Origin of the sequence: Streptomyces sp. Tu 2975 (assembly GCF_009832925.1) — a bacterium.
GTDB lineage: Bacteria > Actinomycetota > Actinomycetes > Streptomycetales > Streptomycetaceae > Streptomyces.
Map to the genome: position 1 here is coordinate 6388977 of NZ_CP047140.1, position 25368 is coordinate 6414344.

Genomic DNA, 25368 nt, shown 5'->3' on the forward strand with positions numbered 1-25368 from the left:
CCGAGCACTGCATGATTTCGAGCGACGCCCATTCGCAACGACCCCATTCACCACGAAGGGAACCCGTGAACGAGGACGACACGAGCGGTGAGCGCGAGCGGTCCGGGCCGGACAAGACGTCCGGAAAGGGCAGACCGCGGCGCCCCGCCGAACCGGGCGGTGGCCTCCTCATGGGCCGCCCCTTCGGCGTGCCCGTCTACGTCGCCCCCAGCTGGTTCGTCGTCGCCGCTCTGATCACCTGGGTCTTCGGCGGGCAGCTCGACCGTGTGCTGCCGGAGCTCGGTGGCGCACGCTACCTCGTCTCGCTGTTCTTCGCCGTGGCCTTCTACGCCTCGGTCCTCGTCCACGAACTGGCCCACACCGTCGCGGCGCTGCGGTTCAAGCTGCCGGTGCGCCGGATCCAGCTCCAGTTCTTCGGCGGCGTCTCCGAGATCGAGAAGGAGACGGAGACCCCGGGCCGTGAGTTCTGGCTCGCCTTCGTCGGGCCGCTGCTCTCCCTCGCCCTGGCCGGGGTCTTCTACCTCGGCATGTACGCGGTGGAGCCGGGTACCGTCCCCGGCGTACTCCTCGCCGGTCTGATGATCTCCAACCTCATCGTCGCGGCCTTCAACCTGCTGCCGGGCCTGCCCCTGGACGGCGGCCGTATGCTGCGCGCCGTCGTGTGGAAGATCACCGGCAGGCCCATGGCCGGCACCGTCGCCGCCGCCTGGGTCGGCCGGGCGCTCGCCGTCGCCGTCCTCATCGGCCTGCCGCTCCTCACCCACACCGGCGCCCTCGGGAACTCCACCGAGGACATCGGCGGGATGGAGACCGTCACCGACGCCCTGCTGGCCGCCATCCTGGCCGCCATCATCTGGACCGGCGCCGGCAACAGCCTGCGGATGGCCCGCCTGCGGGAGCACCTGCCGGAGCTGGCCGCCCGCGCCCTGACCCGCCGCGCCGTCCCCGTCGAGGCGGACACCCCGCTGTCGGAGGCCCTGCGCCGCGCCAACGAGTCCGGAGCCCGCGCCCTCGTCGTCGTCGACGGCCACGGCGACCCGACCGCACTGGTCCGCGAGGCGGCCATCGTCGGCGTCCCCGAGCACCGCAGGCCCTGGGTCGCCGTCGGCGGTCTGGCGCAGGACCTCACCGAGGGCATGAAGGTCCCGGCGGAACTCGCCGGAGAGGCCCTCCTCGACACCCTGCGGGCCACACCCGCCACCGAGTACCTCGTGGTCGAGGAGTCCGGCGAGATCTACGGCGTGCTCTCCGCCGCGGACGTCGAGCGGGCCTTCGTCGCAGCCATGGCACGGCCCGGTTCCTGAAGCCCATACACTGGTCACATGTCCGAACCGACCGGTGCCGCCCGCCGTCGCGGGCCCTTCAAGGTCGGGGACCAGGTCCAGCTCACCGACCCCAAGGGACGCCACTACACGTTCACGCTCGAGGCCGGGAAGAACTTCCACACCCACAAGGGTTCCTTCCCCCACGACGAGCTGATCGGCGCTCCTGAGGGCAGTGTTGTCCGAACCACGGGAAACGTCGCCTACCTCGCGCTGCGCCCCCTGCTCCCCGACTACGTCCTGTCCATGCCCCGCGGCGCCGCCGTGGTCTACCCCAAGGACGCGGGGCAGATCCTGGCCTTCGCCGACATCTTCCCCGGCGCGCGCGTCGTGGAGGCCGGGGTGGGCTCGGGCTCGCTCAGCAGCTTCCTCCTGCGCGCCATCGGCGATCACGGCATGCTGCACTCCTACGAGCGCCGAGCGGACTTCGCCGAGATCGCCCAGGCGAACGTGGAGCGCTACTTCGGCGGTCCGCACCCCGCCTGGCAGCTCACCGTCGGCGACCTCCAGGACAACCTGACCGACGCCGACGTCGACCGGGTCATCCTCGACATGCTCGCCCCCTGGGAGTGCCTCGAGGCCGTCTCCAAGGCGCTGGTCCCCGGCGGCATCCTCTGCTGCTACGTGGCCACCACCACTCAGCTCGCGCGCACCGTCGAGTCCATCCGGGAGATCGGCTGCTTCGCAGAGCCGCAGCCGTGGGAGTCGATGATCCGCAACTGGCACGTCGAGGGCCTGGCCGTGCGCCCCGACCACCGGATGATCGGCCACACCGGGTTCCTGGTCACCGCCCGCCGTCTCGCCGACGGCGTCGAGCCCCCCATGCGCCGCCGCAGGCCCGCCAAGGGCGCCTACGGCGAGGACTACGAGGGCCCCAACAAGGGCTGACCGGCCGTCGCCGATCTCCCGTAACGCACTGACGCCGCCGTCGAGTTCCCGTGCCCCGCACCGAACTCGACGGCGGCTTCATCACGTTGGCCGCCGCACACCTTTACCCGAGTCTTACGGACCCCGCTGTTCCGGTCTTCTGTGACGTATGGCACGATGCTGGCCACCCCCACCGGCAGAGCCCCCTCAGGAGACCACTCGCGTGCAGAACTCCGTCGCCGTTCCGGACCTCGCGCACACCCATGCCCGACCCGTGCACTGGCTGGCCACGGCGGCGGCGATGGCCGCGGTGGTGGCGGGCGCGGGGCTGCTCCAGCCCGACGCCGCGACGGCCTCCCAGCCCGGTGCCGGTCCCGGCACCACGACCGCCGCGGCCCCGGCTCCCGCGCCGGATCCGGCCGCCGTTCGGCTGCCCATCGAATGCGGCGGACTTCCGAGCGTGGTCACGAAGAAGGCCACGGGCGACCTCGACGGGGACGGCAGCCCCGAGACGGTGGTGGCCGCGCGCTGCGACGCCGGCTCCGGCACGCCGCCCAGCGGGCTCTACGTACTGGCAGGCGGGCGTGAGGGCGAGCCACGGGTGGTCGCCACCCTGGTGGAGCCCGCGCGGAAGCAGAGCGTCGGCGAGCTCGCGGTACGTGACCGCACGATCACGGCGACCCTGCTCGGCTACTCGTCGGCCGCCGTGCCCAGCTGCTGCCCCGACGAGCAGGAACGGGTCAAGTGGCAGTGGCAGGGCGGCAAGTTCGTCCGCGAAGCCCAGGCCGAGGCGCTCGACGCGTGACCCGTATGTGATCCGTCACTCCGCGTCGGGGCCGTAGACCTCGACGTTGTCCGAAACCCGTCGCACGTGGATGCAGTCGCCCGGGCACTCCTTCGCGGAGTCCACCACGTCGTTCAGCAGCGGGAGCGGTACCGGCGTTGTGGCGCCCGGGGCCTGGAGCAGCTCGTCGTCGGCCGACTTCACATACGCCAGACCGTCGATGTCGAGCTCGAAGACCTCGGGGGCGTACTGCGCGCAGATTCCGTCCCCGGTGCAGAGGTCCTGGTCGATCCAGACCTCGAGCGCTTCGGACGCGCCGTCGGTGGGAACCTCGTGCTGCACGGTCATATCTCCTGCCGTTTCCTTCGTCGGGCGTGGCTCTGTGAAGCAAGTCGTGCCGCCGTTGACGGGTGTTGAACGCTTCGACGATACAACCGCCCGCTTTCCGATGTTGCTGGGTGGGTATCCCCTGGGTATTCCCCTCGCAGGAGCAAGAGCGCAAGGGTGAAGATCGGACACACCCCTTCCGTCTTTGTGATCTAGGGGTTTCAATCACCACCCACACAGGTAGGGTCAGGAAGCGTCCAGCTCCCCTTGGAGGAGGTGAGGACCGTGGCAGCCCACGACGACGACATCAACCGCGGCATCCGGCCGGGGCGGGGGTCTGAAGACCCAGCCGGCCAGGTTGCCTATCTCGAGCAGGAAATCGCCGTCCTGCGCCGCAAGCTCGCCGACTCTCCGCGACACACGAGGATTCTCGAAGAGCGGATCGTCGAGCTGCAGACCAACCTGGCCGGCGTGTCCGCTCAGAACGAGCGGCTCGCCAACACACTCCGTGAGGCCCGCGACCAGATCGTGGCCCTCAAGGAGGAGGTCGACCGGCTCGCGCAGCCGCCGGCCGGCTTCGGTGTCTTCCTGCAGGCGATCGAGGACGGCACGTGCGACATCTTCACCGGGGGCCGCAAGCTCCGGGTGAACGTCAGCCCCAGCGTCGAGCTCGAGGAGCTCCGGCGCGGCCAGGAAGTCATGCTCAACGAAGCGCTCAATGTGGTCGAGGCCATGGAGTTCGAGCGTGCCGGGGACATCGTCACCCTCAAGGAGATCCTCGAGGACGGCGAGCGCGCCCTGGTGATCGGCCACACCGACGAGGAGCGGGTGGTGCGGCTCGCGGAGCCGCTGCTCGAGATGAACATCCGGCCCGGGGACGCCCTTCTGCTCGAACCCCGCTCGGGTTACGTCTACGAGGTGATCCCCAAGAGCGAGGTCGAGGAGCTCGTCCTCGAGGAAGTCCCCGACGTCGACTACGACAAGATCGGCGGACTCGGCGGCCAGATCGAGATGATCCGCGACGCCGTCGAGCTCCCGTACCTGCACCCGGATCTCTTCAAGGAGCACGAACTGCGGCCGCCGAAGGGCATCCTGCTCTACGGCCCGCCGGGCTGCGGCAAGACGCTGATCGCCAAGGCCGTCGCCAACTCCCTTGCCAAGAAGGTCGCCGAGGTGACCGGTCAGCCCGCGGGGAAGAGCTACTTCCTCAACATCAAGGGCCCCGAGCTCCTCAACAAGTACGTCGGTGAGACCGAGCGCCACATCCGCCTGGTCTTCCAGCGTGCTCGTGAGAAGGCGAGCGAGGGCACTCCCGTCATCGTCTTCTTCGACGAGATGGAGTCCCTCTTCCGCACCCGTGGATCCGGCGTCAGCTCGGACGTGGAGAACACCATCGTCCCGCAGCTCCTGGCCGAGATCGACGGTGTCGAGGGCCTGGAGAACGTGATCGTCATCGGCGCCTCCAACCGCGAGGACATGATCGACCCCGCGATCCTGCGCCCCGGCCGGCTCGACGTCAAGATCAAGATCGAGCGTCCGGACGCGGAGGCCGCCAAGGACATCTTCGCCAAGTACCTGACCCCCTCGCTCCCGCTGCACGCCGACGACCTCGGCGAGCACAACGGATCGAAGGCAGCCGCGGCACACGCCATGATCCAGTCGGTCGTGGAGCAGATGTACGCGGAGTCCGAGGAGAACCGCTTCCTCGAGGTCACGTACGCCAACGGAGACAAGGAAGTCCTTTACTTCAAGGACTTCAATTCCGGCGCGATGATCCAGAACATCGTCGACCGGGCCAAGAAGATGGCCATCAAGGCCTTCCTCGACCACAACCAGAAGGGTCTTCGCGTCTCCCATCTCCTCCAGGCCTGCGTGGACGAGTTCAAGGAGAACGAGGACCTGCCCAACACCACCAACCCGGACGACTGGGCCCGCATCTCCGGTAAGAAGGGCGAGCGGATCGTCTTCATCCGCACCCTCGTCACCGGAAAGCAGGGCGCGGACACCGGCCGGTCCATCGATACGGTGGCGAACACCGGTCAGTACCTGTAAAAGGCACACCGGCTGCGGATGCCGGCGGTCCCCCGCCGAAGGCAGGGGGACGGGCATCCGCAGCCGGTTGCTTTCCGGACAGGTCCGACCACACCGGAGCAATGACGAAATTGATCTCCCCACCCACGCAGCGGCGTTCTAGGCTCGTCCGTACCGTCGGGTCACGCAGTGCGGGGACGGGCACCGCGCGCACACCGGAGCACCCGCGGTACTTGAGCGCCGTTCCCGGAGGGGAACGACGCCGGGCAAGGAGGGCCGCATGACCGTACGGCGAGTAATGGGCATCGAGACGGAGTACGGGATCTCCGTCCCCGGCCACCCGAACGCCAATGCCATGCTCACCTCGTCCCAGATCGTCAACGCATACGCGGCGGCGATGCACCGGGCGCGCCGCGCCCGCTGGGACTTCGAGGAAGAGAATCCGCTGCGGGACGCCCGTGGCTTCGACCTCGCCCGCGAGGCCGCCGACTCCAGTCAGCTCACCGACGAGGACATCGGCCTGGCCAACGTGATCCTGACCAACGGCGCCAGGCTCTACGTGGACCACGCCCACCCCGAGTACAGCTCCCCCGAGATCACCAACCCGCTCGACGCCGTCCTGTGGGACAAGGCCGGGGAGCGGATCATGGCGGAGGCGGCCGCGCGGGCCGCGCAGCTCCCGGGCGCCCAGCCGATCCATCTCTACAAGAACAACACCGACAACAAGGGCGCGTCCTACGGCACGCACGAGAACTATCTGATGAAGCGGGAGACCCCGTTCTCGGACATCGTGCGCCACCTGACGCCCTTCTTCGTCTCCCGGCAGGTCGTCACCGGCGCCGGCCGGGTGGGAATCGGCCAGGACGGCCATGAGCACGGGTTCCAGATCAGCCAGCGCGCCGACTATTTCGAGGTCGAGGTCGGGCTCGAGACCACCCTCAAGCGCCCCATCATCAACACTCGGGACGAGCCCCACTCCGACGCGGAGAAGTACCGCCGCCTGCATGTGATCATCGGCGACGCGAATCTCTCGGAGATCTCGACGTACCTCAAGCTGGGCACCACGGCCCTGGTGCTGTCGATGATCGAGGACGGCTTCATCGCGGTGGACCTCGCGGTCGAGCAGCCGGTGCGCACGCTCCACCAGGTCTCCCACGATCCGAGCCTCCAGCAACTCGTCACGCTCCGCAGCGGCCGCACACTCACCGCCGTACAACTCCAGATGGAGTACTTCGAGCTGGCCCGGAAGTACGTCGAGGAGCGTTACGGAGCCGACGCGGACGAGCAGACCAAGGACGTGCTGACCCGCTGGGAGGACACGCTCAACCGGCTCGAGAACGACCCGATGAGCCTCGCCGGCGAGCTCGACTGGATCGCGAAGCGCGAGCTCATGGAGGGCTACCGCAGGCGCGACGACCTGGACTGGGACGCCGCCCGGCTGCACCTGGTGGACCTGCAGTACGCGGACGTGCGGCCCGAGAAGGGCCTGTACAACCGTCTGGCGTCCCGCGGCAGGATCAAGCGCCTGGTGGACGAGAGCGCGGTGGAACGGGCCATGACGCAGCCTCCTGAGGACACCAGGGCCTACTTCCGCGGCCGCTGCCTCGAGCAGTACGCGGACGACGTGGCGGCCGCGTCGTGGGATTCGGTCATCTTCGACCTCCCGGGTCGTGACTCCCTGCAACGGGTCCCCACGCTGGAGCCGCTGCGGGGCACCCGCAACCACGTGAAGGAGCTTCTGGACCGCTGCCGCAAGGCGGAGGACCTGCTCCGGGTCCTCGGCGGGGGCTGAAAAGGGTTCCGTCCGGGAATCATGAAGGTGGGCCCCGGACGTTGGAGGAAGTGCGGGGCCGATGTCGGACCCCGCGAGTAGGGTCTGATCAAGAACGTCGAACCGAGCGGGGTGAGGTGCATGGCGACCAAGGACACCGGCGGCGGACAGCAGAAGGCGACGCGCTCCACTGAGGAGGTCGAGGAGCAGGCGCAGGAGGCGCAGGCTGCGGAAGACCTCAAGGAGCGCCAGGAGAAGCTCTCGGACGACGTCGACTCGGTTCTTGACGAGATCGATGATGTCCTCGAGGAGAACGCCGAGGACTTCGTGCGGTCATTTGTGCAAAAGGGCGGAGAGTAGCCCTGGTTGCCCGCCCTGGTGCCGCCGGTGAAAGCCGGGGGCACCAGGGCGGATGACTGGCGACAGCACGGGTAATGTCCGTGCACAGTTCGAAAGATCGGCCCGCGCGGGATGCGGCGGGCCGCCGCCTATCCGGAAGGAAACGCGTGGAAGCCAACCCTCGTAGCACCGGGCGTCTGCCGGCAGCCTTCCTGACGCCGGGTTCGTCGTCGTTCATGGATTTCCTGGGCGACCACTCGCCCGACCTGCTGCCCGGCAGGCGCACTCTGCCGCCCGTGCAGGGGGCCGTCCAGGCGCCGCACGGGACGACGATCGTCGCCACGACGTTCCCCGGCGGCGTGGTCCTCGCCGGTGACCGGCGGGCCACGATGGGGAACATGATCGCCCAGCGCGACATCGAGAAGGTCTTCCCCGCCGACGAGTACTCGGCGGTGGGCATCGCGGGCACGGCCGGTCTCGCGGTGGAGATGGTCAAACTGTTCCAGCTCGAGCTTGAGCACTTCGAGAAGGTCGAGGGCGCCCAGCTCTCCCTCGAGGGCAAGGCCAACCGCCTCTCCACGATGATCCGCAGCAATCTCGGCATGGCCATGCAGGGCCTCGCCGTCGTCCCGCTGTTCGCCGGTTACGACATCGACCGCGAGAAGGGCCGGATCTTCTCGTACGACGTGACGGGCGGCCGCTCGGAGGAGCACGGCTTCGCGGCCACCGGTTCGGGCTCGATCTTCGCGCGCGGGGCGATGAAGAAGCTCTACCGCGAGGACCTGACCGAGCAGCAGGCCACCACGCTGGTGATCCAGGCGCTGTACGACGCGGCGGACGACGATTCCGCGACCGGCGGCCCGGACGTGGCACGGCGCATCTACCCGATCGTCACCGTCATCACGGACGAAGGCTTCCGCCGGCTCACCGAGGCCGAGACCTCCGAGATCGCGCGTTCGATCCTCGAGGGCCGTCTCACCCAGCCCGACGGCCCCCGCGCCGCTCTCCTGTGACGGCCGCGATGTACCCGCTTTCGACAGAAAGGGACGGATAGCCGGTGTCGACGCCGTTCTATGTCTCACCTCAGCAGGCCATGGCCGACCGGGCGGAGTACGCCCGCAAGGGCATCGCCCGTGGCCGCAGCCTCGTCGTGCTGCAGTACGCCGACGGCATCGTCTTCGTCGGCGAGAACCCGTCCCGTGCCCTGCACAAGTTCAGCGAGATCTACGACCGCATCGGTTTTGCCGCGGCCGGCAAGTACAACGAGTACGAGAACCTGCGTATCGGCGGCGTGCGCTACGCGGACCTGCGCGGCTACACCTACGATCGCGACGACGTGACGGCCCGCGGCCTCGCGAACGTGTACGCGCAGACCCTGGGCACGATCTTCTCGAGCGCCGGTGAGAAGCCCTACGAGGTGGAGCTGGTGGTCGCCGAGGTGGGCGCCTCTCCCGAGGGCGACCAGATCTACCGGCTGCCGCACGACGGTTCGATCGTGGACGAGCACGGCTCGGTCGCGGTGGGCGGCAACGCGGAGCAGATCAGCACGTTCCTGGATCAGCGGCACCGTGACGGCATGTCGCTGGCGGAGGCGTTGAAGCTGGCCGTGCAGGCTCTTTCCAGCCAGTCGAACGGCAGTGACCGGGAGATCCCGGCGGACCGCCTCGAGGTCGCGGTCCTGGACCGTACACGGCCGCAGCAGCGGAAGTTCAAGCGGATCGTGGGCAGGCAGCTGGCTCGGCTGCTGGAGGCCGACGGTGCCGCGTCCACCCCGACGGACGCGCCCTCCGACGAGGAGACGGACGAAGGGACGACCGGGGGGACGGCCGGAGGGACGACCGGGGCCGGGGAGTAACCCGCCGACGACGGCTCGCCCCGGACAGCCCGTGCGGTCCGGGGCGCAGTCATGTCCCGGGCGACGGGTCTGCCGGTGACGTGGTGCGCGGGGCGTCGTGCCGGCACCCGTCACTGCCCGGATCGGTCCGCGCCCGTCGGGCCCGGGCGAAGGCGGGGCACGCCCCGTGTGCACCGCAGTCCTGCTGAGGCATCAGGTCAGCCTCAGGCCGGCGGGCGAGCGGAGGAGCCCCGTACGACAAGCTCGACGGGGAGGCTGCGCTCCTCGGGGCGCCGGCCGTCGAGGACGGCGAGCAGGGCGTCCATGCCCCGCTCGCCCACCTGCTCGGCGGGCAGGCGGACGGTGGTGAGCTCGGGCTCCACGGCCGTCGCCAGCGCGAGGTCGTCGAAGCCGGTGACGCTGACGTCCTCGGGTACCCGCAGGCCGAGCCGGCGGGCCGCCTTGCAGGCGCCCGCGGCCAGGATGTCGTCGTCGCAGACGACGGCCGTGGGGCGCGGCCCAGGGGCCGTCAGGGCCCGTACGGCGGCTTCTCTGGCGCTGTCGACGTCGAGCGGCGCCGGGACGGTGCGCACCTCCGTGCCGGCGACCCGGGCCGCCGCCTCGTGGAGCGCACGGGCACGTACGTCGAAGGTCCAGGAGGCGACCGCCGAGGCGAGGTGGACGATCCGCCGGTGGCCGAGAGCGGTCAGGTGGTCCATCACCTGCCGCATGCCGTCGGCGATGTCGAGGTTGACGTGGGCGGCGGCGCCGGTGTCGGCGGGGTCGCTGTCGAGCATCACCAGCGGTAGGTCGGTCCCGCGGATCGCCGTGAGCGCCTGCGCGGCCATCGAGGAGGCGATGACGCCGTCGAGGGCCGCGCGGGCGGACGCGAACGGGTCCTTGGCGGGCCCGACACCCTCGGGGGAGGGGTAGAGCACGACACCGAACCCGTGGCGGGCGGCGACGTCGGCGGCTCCCGTGTAGACGCGGGCGAAGAACTCGTTGGTCAGCGCGGGGACGACGAGGAGCGCGGTCCTGGTGCGGCCGAGGCGGAGGTTGCGGGCGGCGAGATTCGGCCGGTAGCCGAGCTCCTGGGCGGCCCGGCGGACCACCCCCGCGGTCCGTTCGGAGACGCGGCCGCGCCACTTGTCGCCGAGCACGAGCGAGACGGTGGCCTGCGAGACCCCGGCGGCGCGGGCGACGTCCCTGCTGGTGGGACGGGCGGACTCCGCTCCGGCCGGGGGACGGTCCTGCTGGGACCGGTGTGCCATCTGTTCGCCGTCCTCGGCCGCCCGTAGGAGATGTCGCGACGCCCGGGGCGGCGGCGCTGTGGACCCGCGGACTGTCGACATGGTACGTATGGACCTTGACGTTATACGTAAAACCTCGACGGAAGCCGGGGGAGAGGGGGACGGCATGGCCGCCGGGTACGCAGACATTCTCAAGGCCCCGCACGCGGCACGCCTGCTCACCGGCACCCTTGTCGGCCGGCTGCCGAACGCGACCGCGCACATCGCCATCGTGCTGTTCACCCGCGCGGAAGGCGGCAGCTACACGCTCGCGGGCGCGCTCGCCGCCGTCTACGGTCTCGCCACCGCCGTCGGACAGCCGCTGCTGGGCCGGGCCGTCGACCTGTACGGGCAGCCGCGGGTGCAACTGCCCGCCGCCGTCGTCTCGGCACTGGGCATGTTCCTCCTCGCGGCGGCCGGCACCGGTTCGCTGGTCCTCGCCTACACCGCGGTGAGCGTCGCGGGTCTGTTCACGCCACCGCTCGAGGGCGGGCTGCGGGCCCTGTGGCCGAGCCTGCTTGGCCGCGAGGACCGCGTGCACCGGGCGTACGCCATGGACGCGGTGGCCCAGGAGATCATGTTCACCGTCGGACCGCTGCTCGTGACGCTGCTCGTCTCGCTGTGGTCGCCCGGCGCCGCACTGTTCGTCATCAACGTCATCGGGGTCGTCGGCGCCCTGTCGGTCGTGATGTCGAAGCCGTCCCGCGCCTGGCGCTCGGCACCACGGGAGGCGCACTGGCTGGGCGCGCTGCGCTCGCCGGGGCTGCTCGCACTCCTCGGCGCGTTCTTCTTCGTGGGCCTGGCCCTCGGTTCGATCACGGTCGCGGGCGTGGCCTACGCCGACGACCACGGGCGCGAGTCGGTGTACGGCTGGCTGATGGCCGCGCTGGGACTCGGCGCCCTCGTCGGCGGCTCGGTGTACGGGGCGCGGCAGTGGTCAGGCGCCCCCGAGCGGCGGCTGCGGATCATCGTGGCGCTGCTGGCCGCCGGGTACCTCCCGCTGATCCTCACGCCCGGCGTGGCCGCCATGACGGCCCTGTCGGCCGTCGCGGGCGTGTTCCTCGCGCCGGCGATCGCCTGCGCCTTCATCGTCGTCGACCGGCACGCCCCGCGCGGCACGGTCACCGAGGCGTTCTCCTGGCTCGTGACCACCTTCGGCGTGGGCGCGGCCGCCGGCACGGCGGTGGCCGGTCCGGCCGTCGAGATCGGCGGTACCGCGTGGAGTTTCGCGGTCGCCGGGGCCGGGGGGATCGCGGCGCTGATGGTTCTGACAGCCACTCAGCGGGTGCTCGCGGTTCCCGGCCGCACCGACGACATCACGGGCTCCGGCAGCCACTCATCGGAAAATGATCGAAACGGTGCCGCCCAACCCGGTTTCAGCTCAGGCCGTGAGGCGTAATGTTCAGACATGGACCGCCGCATTTTCGGGCTGGAGAACGAGTACGGCGTCACGTGCACGTTCAGGGGACAGCGCCGACTGTCACCTGACGAAGTGGCGCGCTACCTCTTCCGCCGTGTCGTGTCATGGGGCCGCAGCAGCAATGTCTTTCTGCGGAACGGAGCCCGCCTGTACCTCGACGTGGGTTCGCATCCGGAATACGCAACACCTGAATGCGACAACGTGACCGAGCTGGTCACGCATGACAAGGCCGGTGAGCGCATTCTCGAAGGCCTTCTCGTCGACGCCGAACGCCGCCTGCACGAGGAGGGAATCGCGGGCGACGTCTATCTCTTCAAGAACAACACCGACTCGGCGGGAAACTCCTACGGCTGCCACGAGAACTATCTCGTCGCGCGCCATGGCGAGTTCTCGCGGCTGGCCGACATCCTGATTCCGTTCCTCGTCACGAGGCAGTTGATCTGCGGCGCGGGAAAGGTGCTGCAGACGCCCCGGGGAGCGGTGTTCTGCGTCAGCCAGCGTGCGGAGCACATCTGGGAGGGCGTCAGTTCCGCCACCACCCGCTCGCGCCCCATCATCAACACCCGTGACGAACCGCACGCGGACGCCGAGCGCTACCGCCGGCTCCATGTCATCGTCGGCGACTCCAACATGTCGGAGACGACGATGCTGCTGAAGGTCGGTGCGACGGACCTCGTCCTGCGCATGATCGAGGCAGGCACGGTCATGCGCGACCTCACGCTGGAGAACCCGATCCGGGCCATCCGCGAGGTCAGCCACGACATAACGGGCCAGCGCAAGGTGCGCCTGGCCAGCGGCCGGGAGGCCTCCGCGCTCGAGGTCCAGCGCGAGTACTACGAGAAGGCCGTCGACTTCGTCGACCGCCGCGGCATCCGCACCGGCACGGTCGAGCAGGTCCTGGAGCTGTGGGGCCGCGCGTTGGACGCGATCGAGGAGGAGGACCTCGACCGGATCGGCACCGAGATCGACTGGGTCATGAAGTACAAGCTGCTGGAGCGGTACCGCGCCAAGCGCAACATGTCCATGTCGCACCCGAGGGTCGCGCAGATAGACCTCGCCTACCACGACATCCACCGCAGGCGCGGCCTGTACTACCTCCTCGAGAAGAAGGGCCAGGCCGCCCGCATCTGCAACGACCTGAAGATCTTCGAGGGTAAGTCAGTGCCCCCGCAGACCACCAGGGCGCGGCTGCGCGGCGACTTCATCCGCCGGGCGCAGGAGCAGCGGCGGGACTTCACCGTCGACTGGGTGCACCTCAAGCTCAACGACCAGGCGCAGCGCACGGTGCTCTGCAAGGACCCCTTCCGGTCGGTCGACGACAGGGTGGAGAAGCTCATCGCCGGCATGTGATCCGAGTCCGTCGCACGTGTGTCGGAACGTCACCCGGGCCCCGTACGTTTCTCGTGCGGGGCCCTCGGCACGCCCTAGAGTGTCCGCATCTACCAAGCCGTTAGAGATCTGAGGAACACGTGCGCCGACTTGCCGGCCTGCTCGTCGTACCCCTGCTGCTGTTGACGACAGCGGCATGCGGTGACGACAAGGGCTCCGATTCCGCTTCCACCTCGATGACGAACGGGCTGCCCACGATCACCGAGGGTGCGAAGTTCGGCGAGAAGCCGACCCTTGCCAAGGGCGAGGGCGAGCCTCCCAAGGACCTGAAGGTCAACGTCGTCAGCGAGGGCAAGGGCCAGACCCTCAAGAAGGGCGACGTCGCCCAGGTCGACTACCTGGGCCAGGTGTGGGACGGCGAGGAGCCGTTCGACAACAGCTTCGACCGTGGCGAGCCGTTCACCGTGACGCTCGGCGGCGGCGGTGTCATCGAGGGCTGGCAGAAGGCGCTCGACGGCCAGAAGGTCGGCAGCCGTCTCGAGGTGGCGATCCCGCCGGAGCTCGGTTACGGCGCGCAGGAGCAGGGCAGCATCCCGGCCAACTCCACGCTGGTCTTCGTCATGGACATTGTCAAGGGCACCACGCTCCCGACGTCCGCCAAGGGCAGCGAGGTCGCCCAGGACAACATCGACCTGCCCAAGGTCGGCACGAACACCGACGGCGAGAAGCCGTCGCTGACGGTGCCCAAGAAGGACGCGCCGTCCAAGCTGGTGTCGAACTACGTGATCGAGGGCACCGGTCCCGCGGTCAAGGCCACGGACACCCTGTCCGTGAAGTACCAGGGCGTCCTGTGGAAGGACGGCAAGGAGTTCGACAGCAGCTACGCCAGGGGCAACGCGCCGGTGAGCTTCCCGCTCGCCCAGGTCATCCCCGGCTGGCAGAAGGGCCTCGAGGGCAAGAAGGTCGGCAGCCGCGTACTGCTCGTCGTCCCGCCGGACATGGGCTACGGCGACCAGGAGCAGCAGGGCATCCCGGCCAAGTCCACCCTCGTTTTCACGGTCGACATCCTGGCCGTTCAGTAGGACGACCGGGACGTTCTGCAAGACTGTCCCGGTTGATCACACAGAGAAACGCAAGGAGCAACACCGTGAGCATCGAGAAGCCCGAGATCGACTTCCCGGGCGGCGAGCCGCCGGCCGACCTGGAGATCAAGGACATCTGGGAGGGCGACGGCCCGGTGGCGAAGGCGGGCGACACCGTCTCCGTCCACTACGTGGGCGTGGCCTTCTCCACCGGTGAGGAGTTCGACGCCTCCTGGAACCGCGGCACCCCGCTGCAGTTCCAGCTGGGCGTCGGCCAGGTGATCTCCGGCTGGGACCAGGGCGTGCAGGGCATGAAGGTCGGCGGGCGCCGCCAGCTGACCATCCCGGCGCACCTTGCCTACGGTGACCGCGGCGCCGGCGGCGGCGCCATCGCCCCGGGCGAGACGCTGATCTTCGTCTGCGACCTCGTCGCGGTCTGAGGCCTCGCGGAGCGACGACGTGAGGGCCCGTGCCTGCCGGCACGGGCCCTCGCTTTTGTCCGGACACCCCGGGGCGGTACGGTCGACGGGCGTAAGGGATTTCATAAAAGAGGTGAAGGGCGTCGATGGCGATTGCCAAGGCCGAGCGGCTGATGAATCTGGCGCTGTGTCTGCTGGGGACCCGGCGTCCCCTCAGCAAGCGCGAGCTGCGCGGGTCCATCGAGGCCTACCTCGAAGCAGGTTCCGACGACTCCTTCAACCGGATGTTCGAGCGGGACAAGGACGATCTGCGGGAACTCGGCCTGGTGATCGAGACGGTGGAGTCCCTCGACGGGGACATCGGCTACCTCGCGCGCCGGGACAGCAACCGGCTGCCGCCCATCACCCTGGACGCCGAGGAGGCCGCCGCCCTGGGCCTGGCCGCCAAGGTGTGGCAGCAGGCGCGGCTCGCCGGGGCCGCCAGCGGCGCCCTGCAGAAGCTGAGGGCGGCCGGCATGCCGGAGGCCGAGGACGCCTACGAACTCCACCACAGCGCCCTCGAACCGCGTATCCCCGTCCATGAGGCGGCCTTCGAACCGCTGATGCTGGCCTGCCGCGACCGCCGGCCGGTCCTCTTCGACTACCGCAAGGCCAACTCGGCCCGCCCCGAGCAGCGCCATGTGGAACCGTGGACGCTCGAGTGCTGGCGGGGCCACTGGTACCTGGCCGGCTTCGACCGCAGCCGCGGCGCCGAGCGGGTCTTCCGCCTCTCGCGCATCACCGGCAAGGTGCGTTCGTCCCGCTCGGGAGCGTTCACCGCGCCCGTGCCCGACGTCGTCACCGTCCGCGAGACCGTCGAGAGCTGGGCCGGGGAGACGGCGACCCGTTCGGCGCGCATCAGGCTGCGTACGGACTGCGGCTACCCGCTGCGCTCCAGGGCGACCGAGGTACGGGAACTCGGCGACGGGTGGGACGAGTTGGAGATCCCGTACGGACACGGTCTGGACGCCTGGCTCGTCGAGTTCGGCCCGGACGTCGTCGTGCTGGAGCCCGCGGACCTGCGGGCGGACGTGGTCGACCGGCTGCGCGCCGTGGCCAAGGGCTGAGGGGGCGCACGACATGGCGATCAATGCCATCGACCAGACCCGGCGGATGCTGTCGCTGGTGACGTACCTGCGCGAGCGCCCCGGCGCCCGTATCGCGGACGTCGCCCGCGCCTTCGGCATCACCGAGGACGAGCTGATCTCCGACCTCGACGTGCTGCCCATGTGCGGGACGAGTTTCCGCGGCGGCGACCTGCTCGACATCGACACCGACGGCGAGCGGATCTGGTGGCGCAACCCGGACGCGTCCGGCGAGTCCACCGCCGAGCCCCTGCGGCTCGCCGCCGACGAGGCGACCGCGCTGCTGGTCGCGGCCCGCGCCGTCGCCACCCTGCCCGGACTGCGGGAGGGCGACCGCGAGGCGCTTGTACGGGCCACCGCCAAGATCGAAGGCGCGGCCGGTGAAGCGGCGGGCGCCTCCTCCCGGCTCTCGGTGACCTTCGAATCGGAGGGCGGGGTCTTCGCCGAGGTGGACCGGGCGATCTCCGAGCGCCGGCGCCTCTGGCTGAAGTACTACTCGCCCGCGCGCGACGAGCTCACCGACCGTGAGGTGGACCCGATCCGGCTCTTCGCCGTCGGCCACACATACATGGAGGCCTGGTGCCGCCTCTCCGAGGCGCGCCGCACCTTCCGGCTCGACCGGGTCGCGGAGATCCGGCTGCTCGACGCCCCCGCCGCGCCGCCCGAGATCGAGCTCCGCGACCTCTCCGAGGGCCTGGTACAGCCCTCCGCCGACGATCCCGAGGTCGTCGTCGAGGTGGCGCCCGGCGGGCGCTGGGTCGCCGAGTACTACCCGCACGACCTGGCGGAGGAACTGCCCGACGGCGGTCTGCGCATCACACTGCGTACGCCGTCGCCCGCCTCGCTGCGCCGACTGGCGCTGCGGCTTGGCCGGGACGGCCGGATCGTGTCGCCGCAGGACCTCGCGGACAGTGCCCGCACGGCCGCGCGCGAGGCGCTCACCGCCTACGAGGCCGAGGAGGCCCGCGAGGCGCGCCGGGAGCACCAGGACCGTCAAGAACAGGGAGCCGGCGCCTGATGACCGTGACGCCCGGTGTTCCGGCGATGACGCCTGTCCCCGCCCGTGTCGGGCCGGTGCTCTTCAAGGCCGCGTGCCCCGACTGCCGCGCCCGGTTCGAGCTGTCCGCCGGCGCGCTGCGCCTGGCGATAGGCGGCAGCCGCCGCACCACGTTCTATTCCTTCACCTGCCCCGAATGCGGCTCCGCGGTCCGCAAGCCGGCCGGTGAACGCATCGTGGAACTGCTCACCGGCGGCGGGGTGCGGACCCTGCGCCTGCACTCCACCGTGTGACGTCCCGCTCGGAAACCGCTCCAGGAACGGTCTAGGCTCTGCGCATGTTCTGGCCCATGCTCGCCATCGCGCTCGGCTTTTTCGGGATCGCCGTCCTCGGCGTCCTCGGTATCAGGGTCTTCATCGAGGCCCGGCGTCTGGGCAGCGAGGTCGCCCGCACCACGGACCGGATCAACAAGGCCGCGGAGGACCTGGAGCGGGCCGCCACGTCCCTGGCCCGCTCCGGCGAGACTCTCCGCTGAGCGGACGTGACGCTCGAGCCCCGCCGGAGACCGCGGACGCCCCCTGCTGCGGCGCAGGCCCTGGCGGTACGCTGCTGGTGGCGGCACCGGTGATGAGGCGCCGACCGCTGACGGGAGTACGCACGGGGATTGCCATGCGTTTACCCGTGCGAGTTACGATCGCTGCCGGTCGCGGTTCGGACGCCTGTCCTACCGCGGTCAGCAGCCAGAGCCCCAAGCCGCCTCGGTGAGAAGGTAGACACAGTTATGTTCCGACAGATCGGGCCCACCGAGATCATCATCATCGCCCTCCTCATCCTGCTGCTGTTCGGCGCCAAGAAGCTTCCGGACATGGCGCGTTCGCTCGGCAAGTCGGCGCGGATCCTGAAGAGCGAGGCCAAGGCGATGAAGTCCGAGGGCCAGCCCGCCGCGGCCCCCGCGGAGCCCAAGGACCCGGCCCAGGGCGACAGCCAGACCCCGCACCGCACCATCCAGGCGGCGCCCGGCGACGTCACCAGCGCCCGCCCCGTGAGCGAGCCCACCGACACCCCCCAGCGCTGACCCAAGGTCACGTGACCGTGGCCTGCCGCACGAGATGAGGACGTGGGTTGCTCAAGCCTGCCCGCTCGAAACAGAAGGAGAAGGACCCCGAGGGGCGCATGCCGCTCGCGGACCATCTTCGTGAGCTCCGCAACCGGCTCGCGAAGGCCATGCTGGCGATCGTCATCGCCTCGGTCGCCGCGGTGGCGTACAGCCAGGAGCTGATGGAGTTCCTCACCTCACCGGTGCCCGAGTGCGTCGGGGACGGCCCCCAGAAGGGCGGCGTCTGCGCCAGGGTCGTCTACACCGACCTCCTGTCGCCGTTCACCACGACCGTCAAGGTCGTGCTGATGGCGGGCATCATCGTGTCCTGCCCCGTCTGGCTTTACCAGATGTGGGCCTTCGTCGCGCCGGGCCTGCACAAGAACGAGAAGAAGTACAGCTACTACTTCGCCGCCGCGGCCGCGCCCCTGTTCGCGGGCGGCGCGTACTTCGCCTACCTCGTCATGCCGGTGAGCATGAAGGTCCTGCTCTCGATCACGCCCGCGCCCGCCGAGAACCTGCTGAGCGTGGACAAGATCCTGGACTTCACGGTCCGCATGGTGCTGATCTTCGGTTTCTCGTTCGAGCTGCCCCTGCTCCTGATCATGCTGAACCTGACCGGGATGGTGACCGGTCGGCGGATGCTCGGCTGGTGGCGCGGCGCCGTCATGGGCATCTTCGTCTTCGGCGCGATCGCCACCCCCTCGACCGACCCGCTGGGCATGGTCGCCCTTTCCGGGCCGATCATCCTGCTGTACTTCTGTGCGGTCGGGTTCTCGATGCTCAACGACCGGCGCCGGCGCCGGAACGACCCTGACGCGGAACTCGACGACGACGAGGCGTCCGACCTCGATCTCACGCCGGCCGCGCTCGGGGAGGTGGAGCCCGTCGCCGCCACGGCCCGCGCGCTTCCCGAGCAGGCCACCGGCGAGGCCGACGGCGGCCGCACGAACCGCCTGAACGGCTACGACGACATCACCTGAGGCGCGATCGCCATCAGGCCCGTGAGCGGGGCCCGCCGATCCGGCGGGCCCCGCCCGCGTATGCATCGGCGCAGGCCCCCGCGGGTACTCCAAGCGGTAGGTGCTCTCGTCCGATTAAAGATCCGCTCAGTGTCAGAGGGGGCGGGTAGGCTCGTGAACAAGATGACCGAGGACCTCTCTCCCGCAGAGCGCTATGCCGCCGCCCGCGTCCGCGCCGCCGAGGAGGCCACCGCGCTGGCCCCCTTCCGAGCGATGTACGACTTCGACCTCGATCCCTTCCAGATCGAGGCATGCCAGGCCCTGGAGGCGGGCAAGGGCGTGCTCGTCGCCGCGCCCACCGGCTCGGGCAAGACGATCGTCGGCGAGTTCGCCGTCCACCTCGCCCTCCAGCAGGGCCGCAAGTGCTTCTACACCACGCCCATCAAGGCGCTCTCCAACCAGAAGTACACCGACCTGGTCAAGCGCTACGGCGCCGAGAAGGTCGGGCTGCTGACCGGCGACAACAGCGTCAACTCCGGTGCTCCGGTGGTCGTCATGACCACCGAGGTGCTGCGCAACATGCTGTACGCGGGCTCCCAGTCGCTGCTGGGCCTCGGCCATGTCGTCATGGACGAGGTGCACTACCTCTCCGACCGCTTCCGCGGCGCCGTCTGGGAGGAGGTGATCATCCACCTCCCCGAGTCGGTGACGCTGGTGTCACTCTCCGCGACCGTCTCGAACGCGGAGGAGTTCGGCGACTGGCTCGACACCGTCCGCGGCGACACCGAGGTCATCGTCTCCGAACACCGGCCCGTGCCCCTGTGGCAGCACGTCCTCGCTGGACGGCGGATGTACGACCTCTTCGAGGAGGAGACCGACCACGGCGGCCGCGGCGTCGCCCGCCGCGAGGTCAACCCCGATCTCGTACGCCTGGCCAGGATGGAGAACAGCCGCACCTACAACCCGCGCGACAGGCGCCGCGGGAAGATGGTGCGCGAGGCCGACAGGGAGCGCGAGCGGCGTCAGCGCAGCCGCATCTGGACCCCCGCCCGGTCCGAGGTCATCGACCGGCTCGACTCCGAGGGCCTGCTCCCCGCCATCACGTTCATCTTCAGCCGGGCGGGCTGCGAGGCCGCCGTACAGCAGTGCCTGTACGCCGGTCTGCGGCTCAACGACGAGGACGCGCGCAGAGAAGTGCGCGAGATCGTCGAGAACCGGACGGCTTCCATCCCCGGCGAAGACCTCCATGTCCTCGGCTACTACGAGTGGCTGGAGGGCCTGGAGCGGGGCATCGCCGCGCACCACGCCGGAATGCTGCCGACCTTCAAGGAAGTCGTCGAGGAACTGTTCGTCCGGGGCCTGGTGAAGGCCGTGTTCGCCACGGAGACACTGGCGCTCGGCATCAACATGCCTGCCCGCTCCGTGGTGTTGGAGAAGCTCGTCAAGTGGAACGGCGAGCAGCACGCGGACATCACCCCCGGCGAGTACACCCAGTTGACCGGCCGCGCCGGGCGCCGCGGCATCGACGTCGAGGGCCACGCGGTGGTCCTGTGGCAGCGGGCGATGGACCCGGAGGCGCTGGCGGGGCTCGCCGGCACGCGGACGTACCCGCTGCGCTCCAGCTTCAAGCCGTCGTACAACATGGCCGTCAACCTCACCCAGCAGTTCGGCCGGCACCGCTCACGGGAACTGCTGGAGACGTCGTTCGCGCAGTTCCAGGCGGACAAGTCCGTCGTCGGCATCTCCCGGCAGGTGCAGCGCAACGAGGAAGGACTCGAGGGCTACCGGGAGGGCATGACCTGCCACCTGGGCGACTTCACCGAGTACGCACGGCTGCGCCGCGAGTTGAAGGACCGCGAGACCGAGCTGGCCAAGCAGGGCGCCGCCCAGCGCAGGGCCGCCGCTGCGACCTCACTGGAGAAACTCAAGCCGGGCGACGTCATCCATGTCCCGACGGGCAAGTTCGCCGGGCTGGCACTGGTCCTCGACCCGGGGCTGCCGGCAGGCCGCACGAACGGCCACCGCGGCCTCGAGCACCACGACGGGCCGCGGCCGCTGGTCCTCACCTCGGAGCGGCAGGTCAAGCGGCTGGCGTCGATCGACTTCCCGGTGCCGGTCGAGGCGCTGGAGCGGATGCGCATCCCGAAGTCCTTCAACCCCCGTTCCCCGCAGTCGCGTCGGGATCTCGCCTCTGCGCTGCGCACCAAGGCCGGGCACATCGTGCCCGACCGGCACGGCAAGCGGCGGTCGGCCGCCGCGGACGACCGAGAGATCTCCCGGCTGCGCGCCGAACTGCGCGCCCACCCCTGCCACGGCTGCGACGAACGCGAGGACCACGCCCGCTGGGCCGAGCGGTACTTCCGTCTCCAGCGCGACACCCGGCAGTTGGAGCGCCGCATCGAGGGCCGTACGAACACCATCGCGCGGACCTTCGACCGGATCGTGGCCCTGCTGACGGAGATGGACTACCTCCGTGGCGACGAGGTCACCGAGCACGGCAAGCGTCTGGCACGGCTCTACGGCGAACTGGACCTGCTGGCCAGTGAATGCTTGCGCGAAGGCGTCTGGGAGGGACTGAACCCGGCGGAACTGGCCGCCTGTGTCTCGGCGTTGGTGTACGAGGCACGCCAGTCGGACGACGCGGTCGCCCCCAAGGTCCCGGCCGGGAAGGCGAAGGTGGCGCTCGCCGAGATGGTCCGCATCTGGGGCCGACTGGACGCCTTGGAGGAAGAGTTCAGGATCAATCAGGCGGAAGGCGTCGGACAGCGTGAGCCGGACCTCGGCTTCGCCTGGGCCGCCCACCAGTGGGCCTCCGACAAGGGGCTCGACGAGGTGCTCGGCGAGGTCGGGATGCCGGCCGGTGACTTCGTGCGCTGGTGCAAGCAGGTCATCGACGTTCTCGGCCAGATCGCGGCGGCCGCGCCCCGGGAGAACAGCACCGTGTCGAAGAACGCCCGCAAGGCGGTCGACGCGCTGCTGCGCGGCGTGGTGGCGTACAGCTCGGTGGGCTGACGTCAGGGCCCGAGCGGACCGACACTTGCGGTCCCAGATGGTGGGCGGGGCTACTCTCGCGGTCCCGAGCGGGTTGGGCTGACTGGTCCGAGGTGGGCTGACCCTGCGGTCCGACGGGGCAGCTCACCCGGCTCCATTCGGTCCGACAAGGCGCCGCTCACCCGGCAGCGGTTCGTACGACAAGGCGCCGCTCACCCGGCCGTCCACGTGCCGGGTCGGGCGGCCGCGCACGTGAACGGCCGGACCGCTGGACGGCCTCGGCCGTCAGCTCCTGGTGGGCGCAGCCCGGGCCGTATCAGCTCCAGAAGGCGTCCATCTCGTCGAGATCTTCCGTGCATTCGTCGATATCGGTGACCTTGCCGCCCACGATGGTGAAGAAGAGTCCTTCACGGATCTCGATCCCCCGGTCGCCGCGGTCCGCCCGGGAGGTGTGGAAGGACATGACGTGTCCGCGCCCGTCTGCGAGCACCGCCTCGAGCTGGATCTGCATGGTCCCGTCGGTCTCCTCGCCCATACGCCGGAACAGGTCGAGGATGGCCTCACGGCCCTTGTGGTGCCCGGAGAGCGGGTTGTGGCCGGGGACGTGGTACACGGCATCGGCCGTCATCAGGGTGCCAAGAGTCTCCATGTCACCGGAGACGAAGGCGGTGTAACCCTGGCGGACGAGGGCGCAGTCCGGGTGCTCGGACATGGTGATCCACACCTTCCGTCACTGAATTTCCCTTTTCATCCATCATCCGCCGGGTCCTGGCGGCTGTCCACGGACGGGGTTTCGGCCAGGGCGACGGCGAGGGCGATGAGCTCCAGGCACCGCAGCACCCGGTCGCCGAAGCCCGGCAGCGGCACGTGCAGCGGTGCCGTCCACCGTTCCGGGACCGCCTCGATGCCATGGACCGCGCCCGCCAGCGCCCCCGTCACCGCCGCGACGGTGTCGGTGTCGCCACCCAGGTCGATCGCGGCCCCGATGGACTCCTCGAACGACCTGGTGGTCGCAGCGCCCACAGCGCGGAGCCGAGAGCAGGCCAGACGGCGCCGTTGAACTCGGTGGCGTCGTCGGGATGCCAGCCGGGCGACAGGACCGTCGACCAGCGTGCACGGTGGTCCGGGTGGACGTGCCGGAGGGTCTCGGGGACCGCGGCCGACGGGTCCGCGCCGTCCAGCGCGACGCGGATCAGTTCGTGGAGGACAGCCGTGCCCTCCCAGGCCGCCCGGTCGCCGTGGGTGAGGGCCGCGATACGGCGCGCAGCGTCCATGGTCGCCCGGCGACCCGCTCCGGCGAAGTACACCGCGGAGGTGGCCGCGCGCATCAGCGAGCCGTTCCCAGCAGCCCGCCCGGTCATGGCGAAGTGCAGCCCGCGGCCGTGTCCCACGGGTCACCACTGGTCAGGACCTGCTCCGTCTGGAGCCCGATGTCCTTGGGCTCGCCCGCCGACCAGCGCTGGAACCGGCGGAACAGGTCCGCCGGCTCCAGCCCGCCCTGTTCCAGGAGCGATTCGCCGACCAGCACCGCCATCTGCGTGTCGTCCGTGGCCTCGCCGGGATCCCAGCCGCCGCCTCCGCACATCTCACCGGCCCCGTCGGGGAAGTGGGCCCGGAACACGCCCGGTTCACCGAACTCGAACGGCGCGCCCAGGGCGTCGCCGACCGCGGAGCCGACGACGGCGCCGATGGCGCGGCTCGTGCGGGCCTCAAGGTGCTCGTCCGTCATCCCGGCAGGCTATGCGGCGGACAAGGCCACTTGGGCAGGAGCGCGGCGGACCCGGCCACTTGGGCAGGAGCAGGGAGTTCGCAGCCGGTCGGCAAAAGATCTGCCGGACACCAATCCGGGCAAGCCCCGGCCGCGAATAGCGGCTGAGGACGGCGCGAGGCCGGCCCGGTGGGGAGAGGGGCCGCAGTGCAACGCAGGCGCAGGGCCATGACGGACAGCGGCGGGGTGGCCGGACGGGTCCACGTCCTCCCGTCCGTGCCTGCCCACGGTGCCACGGCTACGGACCCCGCCCGCGTCGACCGCCCTTCCGACCCGTCACCGCATCTCCCTCAGGAGGGTGTCCAGTGAGCGTGCCCGTCATTTCCGCGACTCCGCGAACGGCGTCCGTCGACCCGCGCCGCCGACCCGACGTCGCTCGCCTCCCCAAGTCCTCCTGGCTGCGCGCGGCGGCAGTGGAAAGGCGCATGAGGCACACGATCGGCCGGCTGCCGCTGCGGATCCGGCTCGAGGGGACCACGCAACCCGTCGGTCGCGGCGGGCCGTTGGTGGAGGTGCACGACCCGCAGTCCTTCTTCCGCCGCACCGGCGTGAACGGGCTCGCGGGTTTCAAGGACTCCTACACGGCGGGCGAGTGGGACGCCACCGACCTCGTCGGTGTACTCACCGTGCTCGCCGAACACGCCGACGCGCTTGTCCCCGAGGCGCTGGAGGCGCGGCCGCGCGGCGCCCGGCGCGCCGGGGAGCCCGACCGGCGCGACCACACCCCCAAGGCCGCGCGGGCCGATGCCGCCCACGAACTGCTCTCCCTCTTCCTCGACGAGACACTGACCTACTCCTGCGCCCTCTTCCGGGGATTCCCCGCCGAGCACCAGCTGCTGAACGCCGCCCAGCATCGCAAGATCGACCGGCTGCTCGACCTGGCACACGTGGGCCCCGGCACGCAGCTGCTGGAGATGGGCAGCGGCCGGGGCGAGCTCGCGATACGGGCCGCCGCCCGCGGCGCGCGTGTCCTGACGGTGACGCACTCCGCCGAACACCACGCGCTTGCCGCGCGGCGCGTGCGCGCCGCAGGGGTGGGGGACCGTGTGACCGTTCTGCTGCGGGACTACCGCAGGGTGCTCGGCCGGTACGACGCCGTCGTCGGCGTGGAAACGGTCGAGGCCGTGGGCGCCGGGTTCTGGCCGGAGTACCTGATGATGCTGGACCGGCTGCTCGCGCCCGGCGGACGGGTCGCTCTCCAGGCCGTCACGATGCCGCAGCAGCGGACGCCCGCCACCCGTGCCGAGGGGAGGTGGGCGCAGAAGTACATCTGTCCTGCCGGGCCGCTGCCTTCGGCTCAGGCGCTGGAGGAGTTCACCGACCGGTTCACGGGGCTGAGCGTCACCGCACGGGACGGGTTCGGCGAGCACTACGCGGAGACACTGAGGCTGTGGCGCGAGCGGTTCACCGCCCGCGCGGCCGAGGCCGACGCCCTCGGCTTCGACGGAAGGTTCCGCCGCCTGTGGCACTTCTGCCTGGCTCACGCGGAGGCAGGCTTCCGGTCCGGAGCCCTTGACGTACAGCAGCTCCAGCTCACCAAGCCCGCGGAGGGGGCGGCGGGCTAGGACCGGGTCTCGGGGGCGCTCGGCCCGGGCGTGAACCGGCCCGGGTTTCGG

Annotated in this window: 23 protein-coding genes and 1 pseudogene; 20 read left to right on the top strand and 4 right to left on the bottom strand. The window is 70.2% G+C overall.

Annotated elements, in window-relative coordinates:
- The first annotated feature begins 65 nt into the window (after positions 1–65).
- The 3 genes from GLX30_RS28400 (at position 66) to GLX30_RS28410 (ending at position 2994) form a co-directional block, all read left to right on the top strand.
- Positions 66–1304, top strand: a complete 1239-nt coding sequence (locus GLX30_RS28400; protein WP_159693612.1) for a site-2 protease family protein — start codon at positions 66–68, stop codon at positions 1302–1304.
- Between the two features lie 18 nt (positions 1305–1322).
- Positions 1323–2210 (top strand): tRNA (adenine-N1)-methyltransferase, encoded by an 888-nt coding sequence (locus tag GLX30_RS28405; protein WP_005319518.1) that lies wholly within the window; start codon positions 1323–1325, stop codon positions 2208–2210.
- Positions 2211–2412: 202 nt separating this feature from the next.
- On the top strand, positions 2413–2994 hold the full coding sequence (locus GLX30_RS28410) for a hypothetical protein (RefSeq protein ID WP_159693614.1): 582 nt from the start codon (positions 2413–2415) through the stop codon (positions 2992–2994).
- 15 nt (positions 2995–3009) lie between these two features.
- Here the strand turns inward: GLX30_RS28410 and GLX30_RS28415 are convergent, their stop codons facing one another.
- Positions 3010–3321, bottom strand: a complete 312-nt coding sequence (locus GLX30_RS28415; protein WP_159693616.1) for a ferredoxin — start codon at positions 3319–3321, stop codon at positions 3010–3012.
- A gap of 264 nt (positions 3322–3585) precedes the next feature.
- On the opposite strand from GLX30_RS28415, the gene arc reads away from it, so the two are divergent.
- The 5 genes from arc (at position 3586) to prcA (ending at position 9296) form a co-directional block, all read left to right on the top strand.
- Positions 3586–5352, top strand: a complete 1767-nt coding sequence (arc, locus tag GLX30_RS28420) for a proteasome ATPase (RefSeq protein WP_159693618.1) — start codon at positions 3586–3588, stop codon at positions 5350–5352.
- A 259-nt stretch (positions 5353–5611) separates the two neighbouring features.
- Positions 5612–7123, top strand: coding sequence for a depupylase/deamidase Dop (gene dop / locus GLX30_RS28425; protein WP_347879790.1), 1512 nt, complete (start codon positions 5612–5614; stop codon positions 7121–7123).
- 120 nt (positions 7124–7243) lie between these two features.
- Positions 7244–7462, top strand: a complete 219-nt coding sequence (locus GLX30_RS28430; protein WP_037777052.1) for a ubiquitin-like protein Pup — start codon at positions 7244–7246, stop codon at positions 7460–7462.
- A 146-nt stretch (positions 7463–7608) separates the two neighbouring features.
- Positions 7609–8454 carry a proteasome subunit beta gene (prcB, locus tag GLX30_RS28435; protein ID WP_159693620.1) on the top strand — a complete coding sequence of 282 codons (846 nt, stop codon included), beginning with the start codon at positions 7609–7611 and terminating at the stop codon, positions 8452–8454.
- A 44-nt stretch (positions 8455–8498) separates the two neighbouring features.
- On the top strand, positions 8499–9296 hold the full coding sequence (gene prcA, locus GLX30_RS28440) for a proteasome subunit alpha (protein WP_159693622.1): 798 nt from the start codon (positions 8499–8501) through the stop codon (positions 9294–9296).
- Positions 9297–9499: 203 nt separating this feature from the next.
- On the opposite strand, the gene GLX30_RS28445 is transcribed toward prcA, so the two are convergent.
- On the bottom strand, positions 9500–10546 hold the full coding sequence (locus tag GLX30_RS28445) for a LacI family DNA-binding transcriptional regulator (RefSeq protein ID WP_159693624.1): 1047 nt from the start codon (positions 10544–10546) through the stop codon (positions 9500–9502).
- A 145-nt stretch (positions 10547–10691) separates the two neighbouring features.
- On the opposite strand from GLX30_RS28445, the gene GLX30_RS28450 reads away from it, so the two are divergent.
- The 11 genes from GLX30_RS28450 (at position 10692) to GLX30_RS28500 (ending at position 22005) form a co-directional block, all read left to right on the top strand.
- Positions 10692–11963, top strand: a complete 1272-nt coding sequence (locus tag GLX30_RS28450; RefSeq protein ID WP_159693626.1) for an MFS transporter — start codon at positions 10692–10694, stop codon at positions 11961–11963.
- Between the two features lie 9 nt (positions 11964–11972).
- Positions 11973–13334 carry a Pup--protein ligase gene (pafA, locus tag GLX30_RS28455; RefSeq protein ID WP_159693628.1) on the top strand — a complete coding sequence of 454 codons (1362 nt, stop codon included), beginning with the start codon at positions 11973–11975 and terminating at the stop codon, positions 13332–13334.
- Positions 13335–13453: 119 nt separating this feature from the next.
- Positions 13454–14395, top strand: coding sequence for an FKBP-type peptidyl-prolyl cis-trans isomerase (locus tag GLX30_RS28460; protein ID WP_159693630.1), 942 nt, complete (start codon positions 13454–13456; stop codon positions 14393–14395).
- Between the two features lie 65 nt (positions 14396–14460).
- Positions 14461–14835 (top strand): FKBP-type peptidyl-prolyl cis-trans isomerase, encoded by a 375-nt coding sequence (locus GLX30_RS28465; RefSeq protein ID WP_159693632.1) that lies wholly within the window; start codon positions 14461–14463, stop codon positions 14833–14835.
- A gap of 125 nt (positions 14836–14960) precedes the next feature.
- Positions 14961–15920 carry a WYL domain-containing protein gene (locus GLX30_RS28470; RefSeq protein WP_159693634.1) on the top strand — a complete coding sequence of 320 codons (960 nt, stop codon included), beginning with the start codon at positions 14961–14963 and terminating at the stop codon, positions 15918–15920.
- A gap of 13 nt (positions 15921–15933) precedes the next feature.
- Positions 15934–16956, top strand: a complete 1023-nt coding sequence (locus GLX30_RS28475) for a WYL domain-containing protein (protein ID WP_159693636.1) — start codon at positions 15934–15936, stop codon at positions 16954–16956.
- The gene (locus tag GLX30_RS28480) at positions 16956–17228 is read left to right on the top strand and encodes a hypothetical protein (protein ID WP_050791600.1); all 273 of its coding nucleotides are present in this window, start codon (positions 16956–16958) and stop codon (positions 17226–17228) included. The genes GLX30_RS28475 and GLX30_RS28480 overlap by 1 nt, the downstream gene beginning before the upstream one ends.
- Positions 17229–17272: 44 nt before the next feature.
- A complete protein-coding gene (locus GLX30_RS28485) occupies positions 17273–17470 on the top strand; it encodes a hypothetical protein (protein WP_159693638.1) in 198 nt (65 codons plus the stop codon).
- Between the two features lie 246 nt (positions 17471–17716).
- Positions 17717–18010 carry a Sec-independent protein translocase subunit TatA gene (tatA, locus tag GLX30_RS28490; protein WP_159693640.1) on the top strand — a complete coding sequence of 98 codons (294 nt, stop codon included), beginning with the start codon at positions 17717–17719 and terminating at the stop codon, positions 18008–18010.
- A 47-nt stretch (positions 18011–18057) separates the two neighbouring features.
- Positions 18058–19014 carry a twin-arginine translocase subunit TatC gene (gene tatC / locus GLX30_RS28495; RefSeq protein WP_244258305.1) on the top strand — a complete coding sequence of 319 codons (957 nt, stop codon included), beginning with the start codon at positions 18058–18060 and terminating at the stop codon, positions 19012–19014.
- Between the two features lie 162 nt (positions 19015–19176).
- Entirely contained in the window at positions 19177–22005 is a 2829-nt protein-coding gene (locus GLX30_RS28500; RefSeq protein ID WP_159695298.1) for a DEAD/DEAH box helicase, read from the top strand.
- A gap of 295 nt (positions 22006–22300) precedes the next feature.
- On the opposite strand, the gene GLX30_RS28505 is transcribed toward GLX30_RS28500, so the two are convergent.
- Positions 22301–22696: a nuclear transport factor 2 family protein gene (locus GLX30_RS28505; RefSeq protein WP_159693642.1), complete on the bottom strand. Its 396-nt coding sequence runs from the start codon at positions 22694–22696 to the stop codon at positions 22301–22303.
- 35 nt (positions 22697–22731) lie between these two features.
- Positions 22732–23713 (bottom strand): annotated as a pseudogene (locus tag GLX30_RS28510) (ADP-ribosylglycohydrolase family protein).
- A 344-nt stretch (positions 23714–24057) separates the two neighbouring features.
- On the opposite strand from GLX30_RS28510, the gene GLX30_RS28515 reads away from it, so the two are divergent.
- Complete coding sequence (locus GLX30_RS28515; RefSeq protein WP_244258306.1) at positions 24058–25317, top strand: class I SAM-dependent methyltransferase; 1260 nt, start codon at positions 24058–24060, stop codon at positions 25315–25317.
- The last annotated feature ends 51 nt before the right edge of the window (positions 25318–25368 follow it).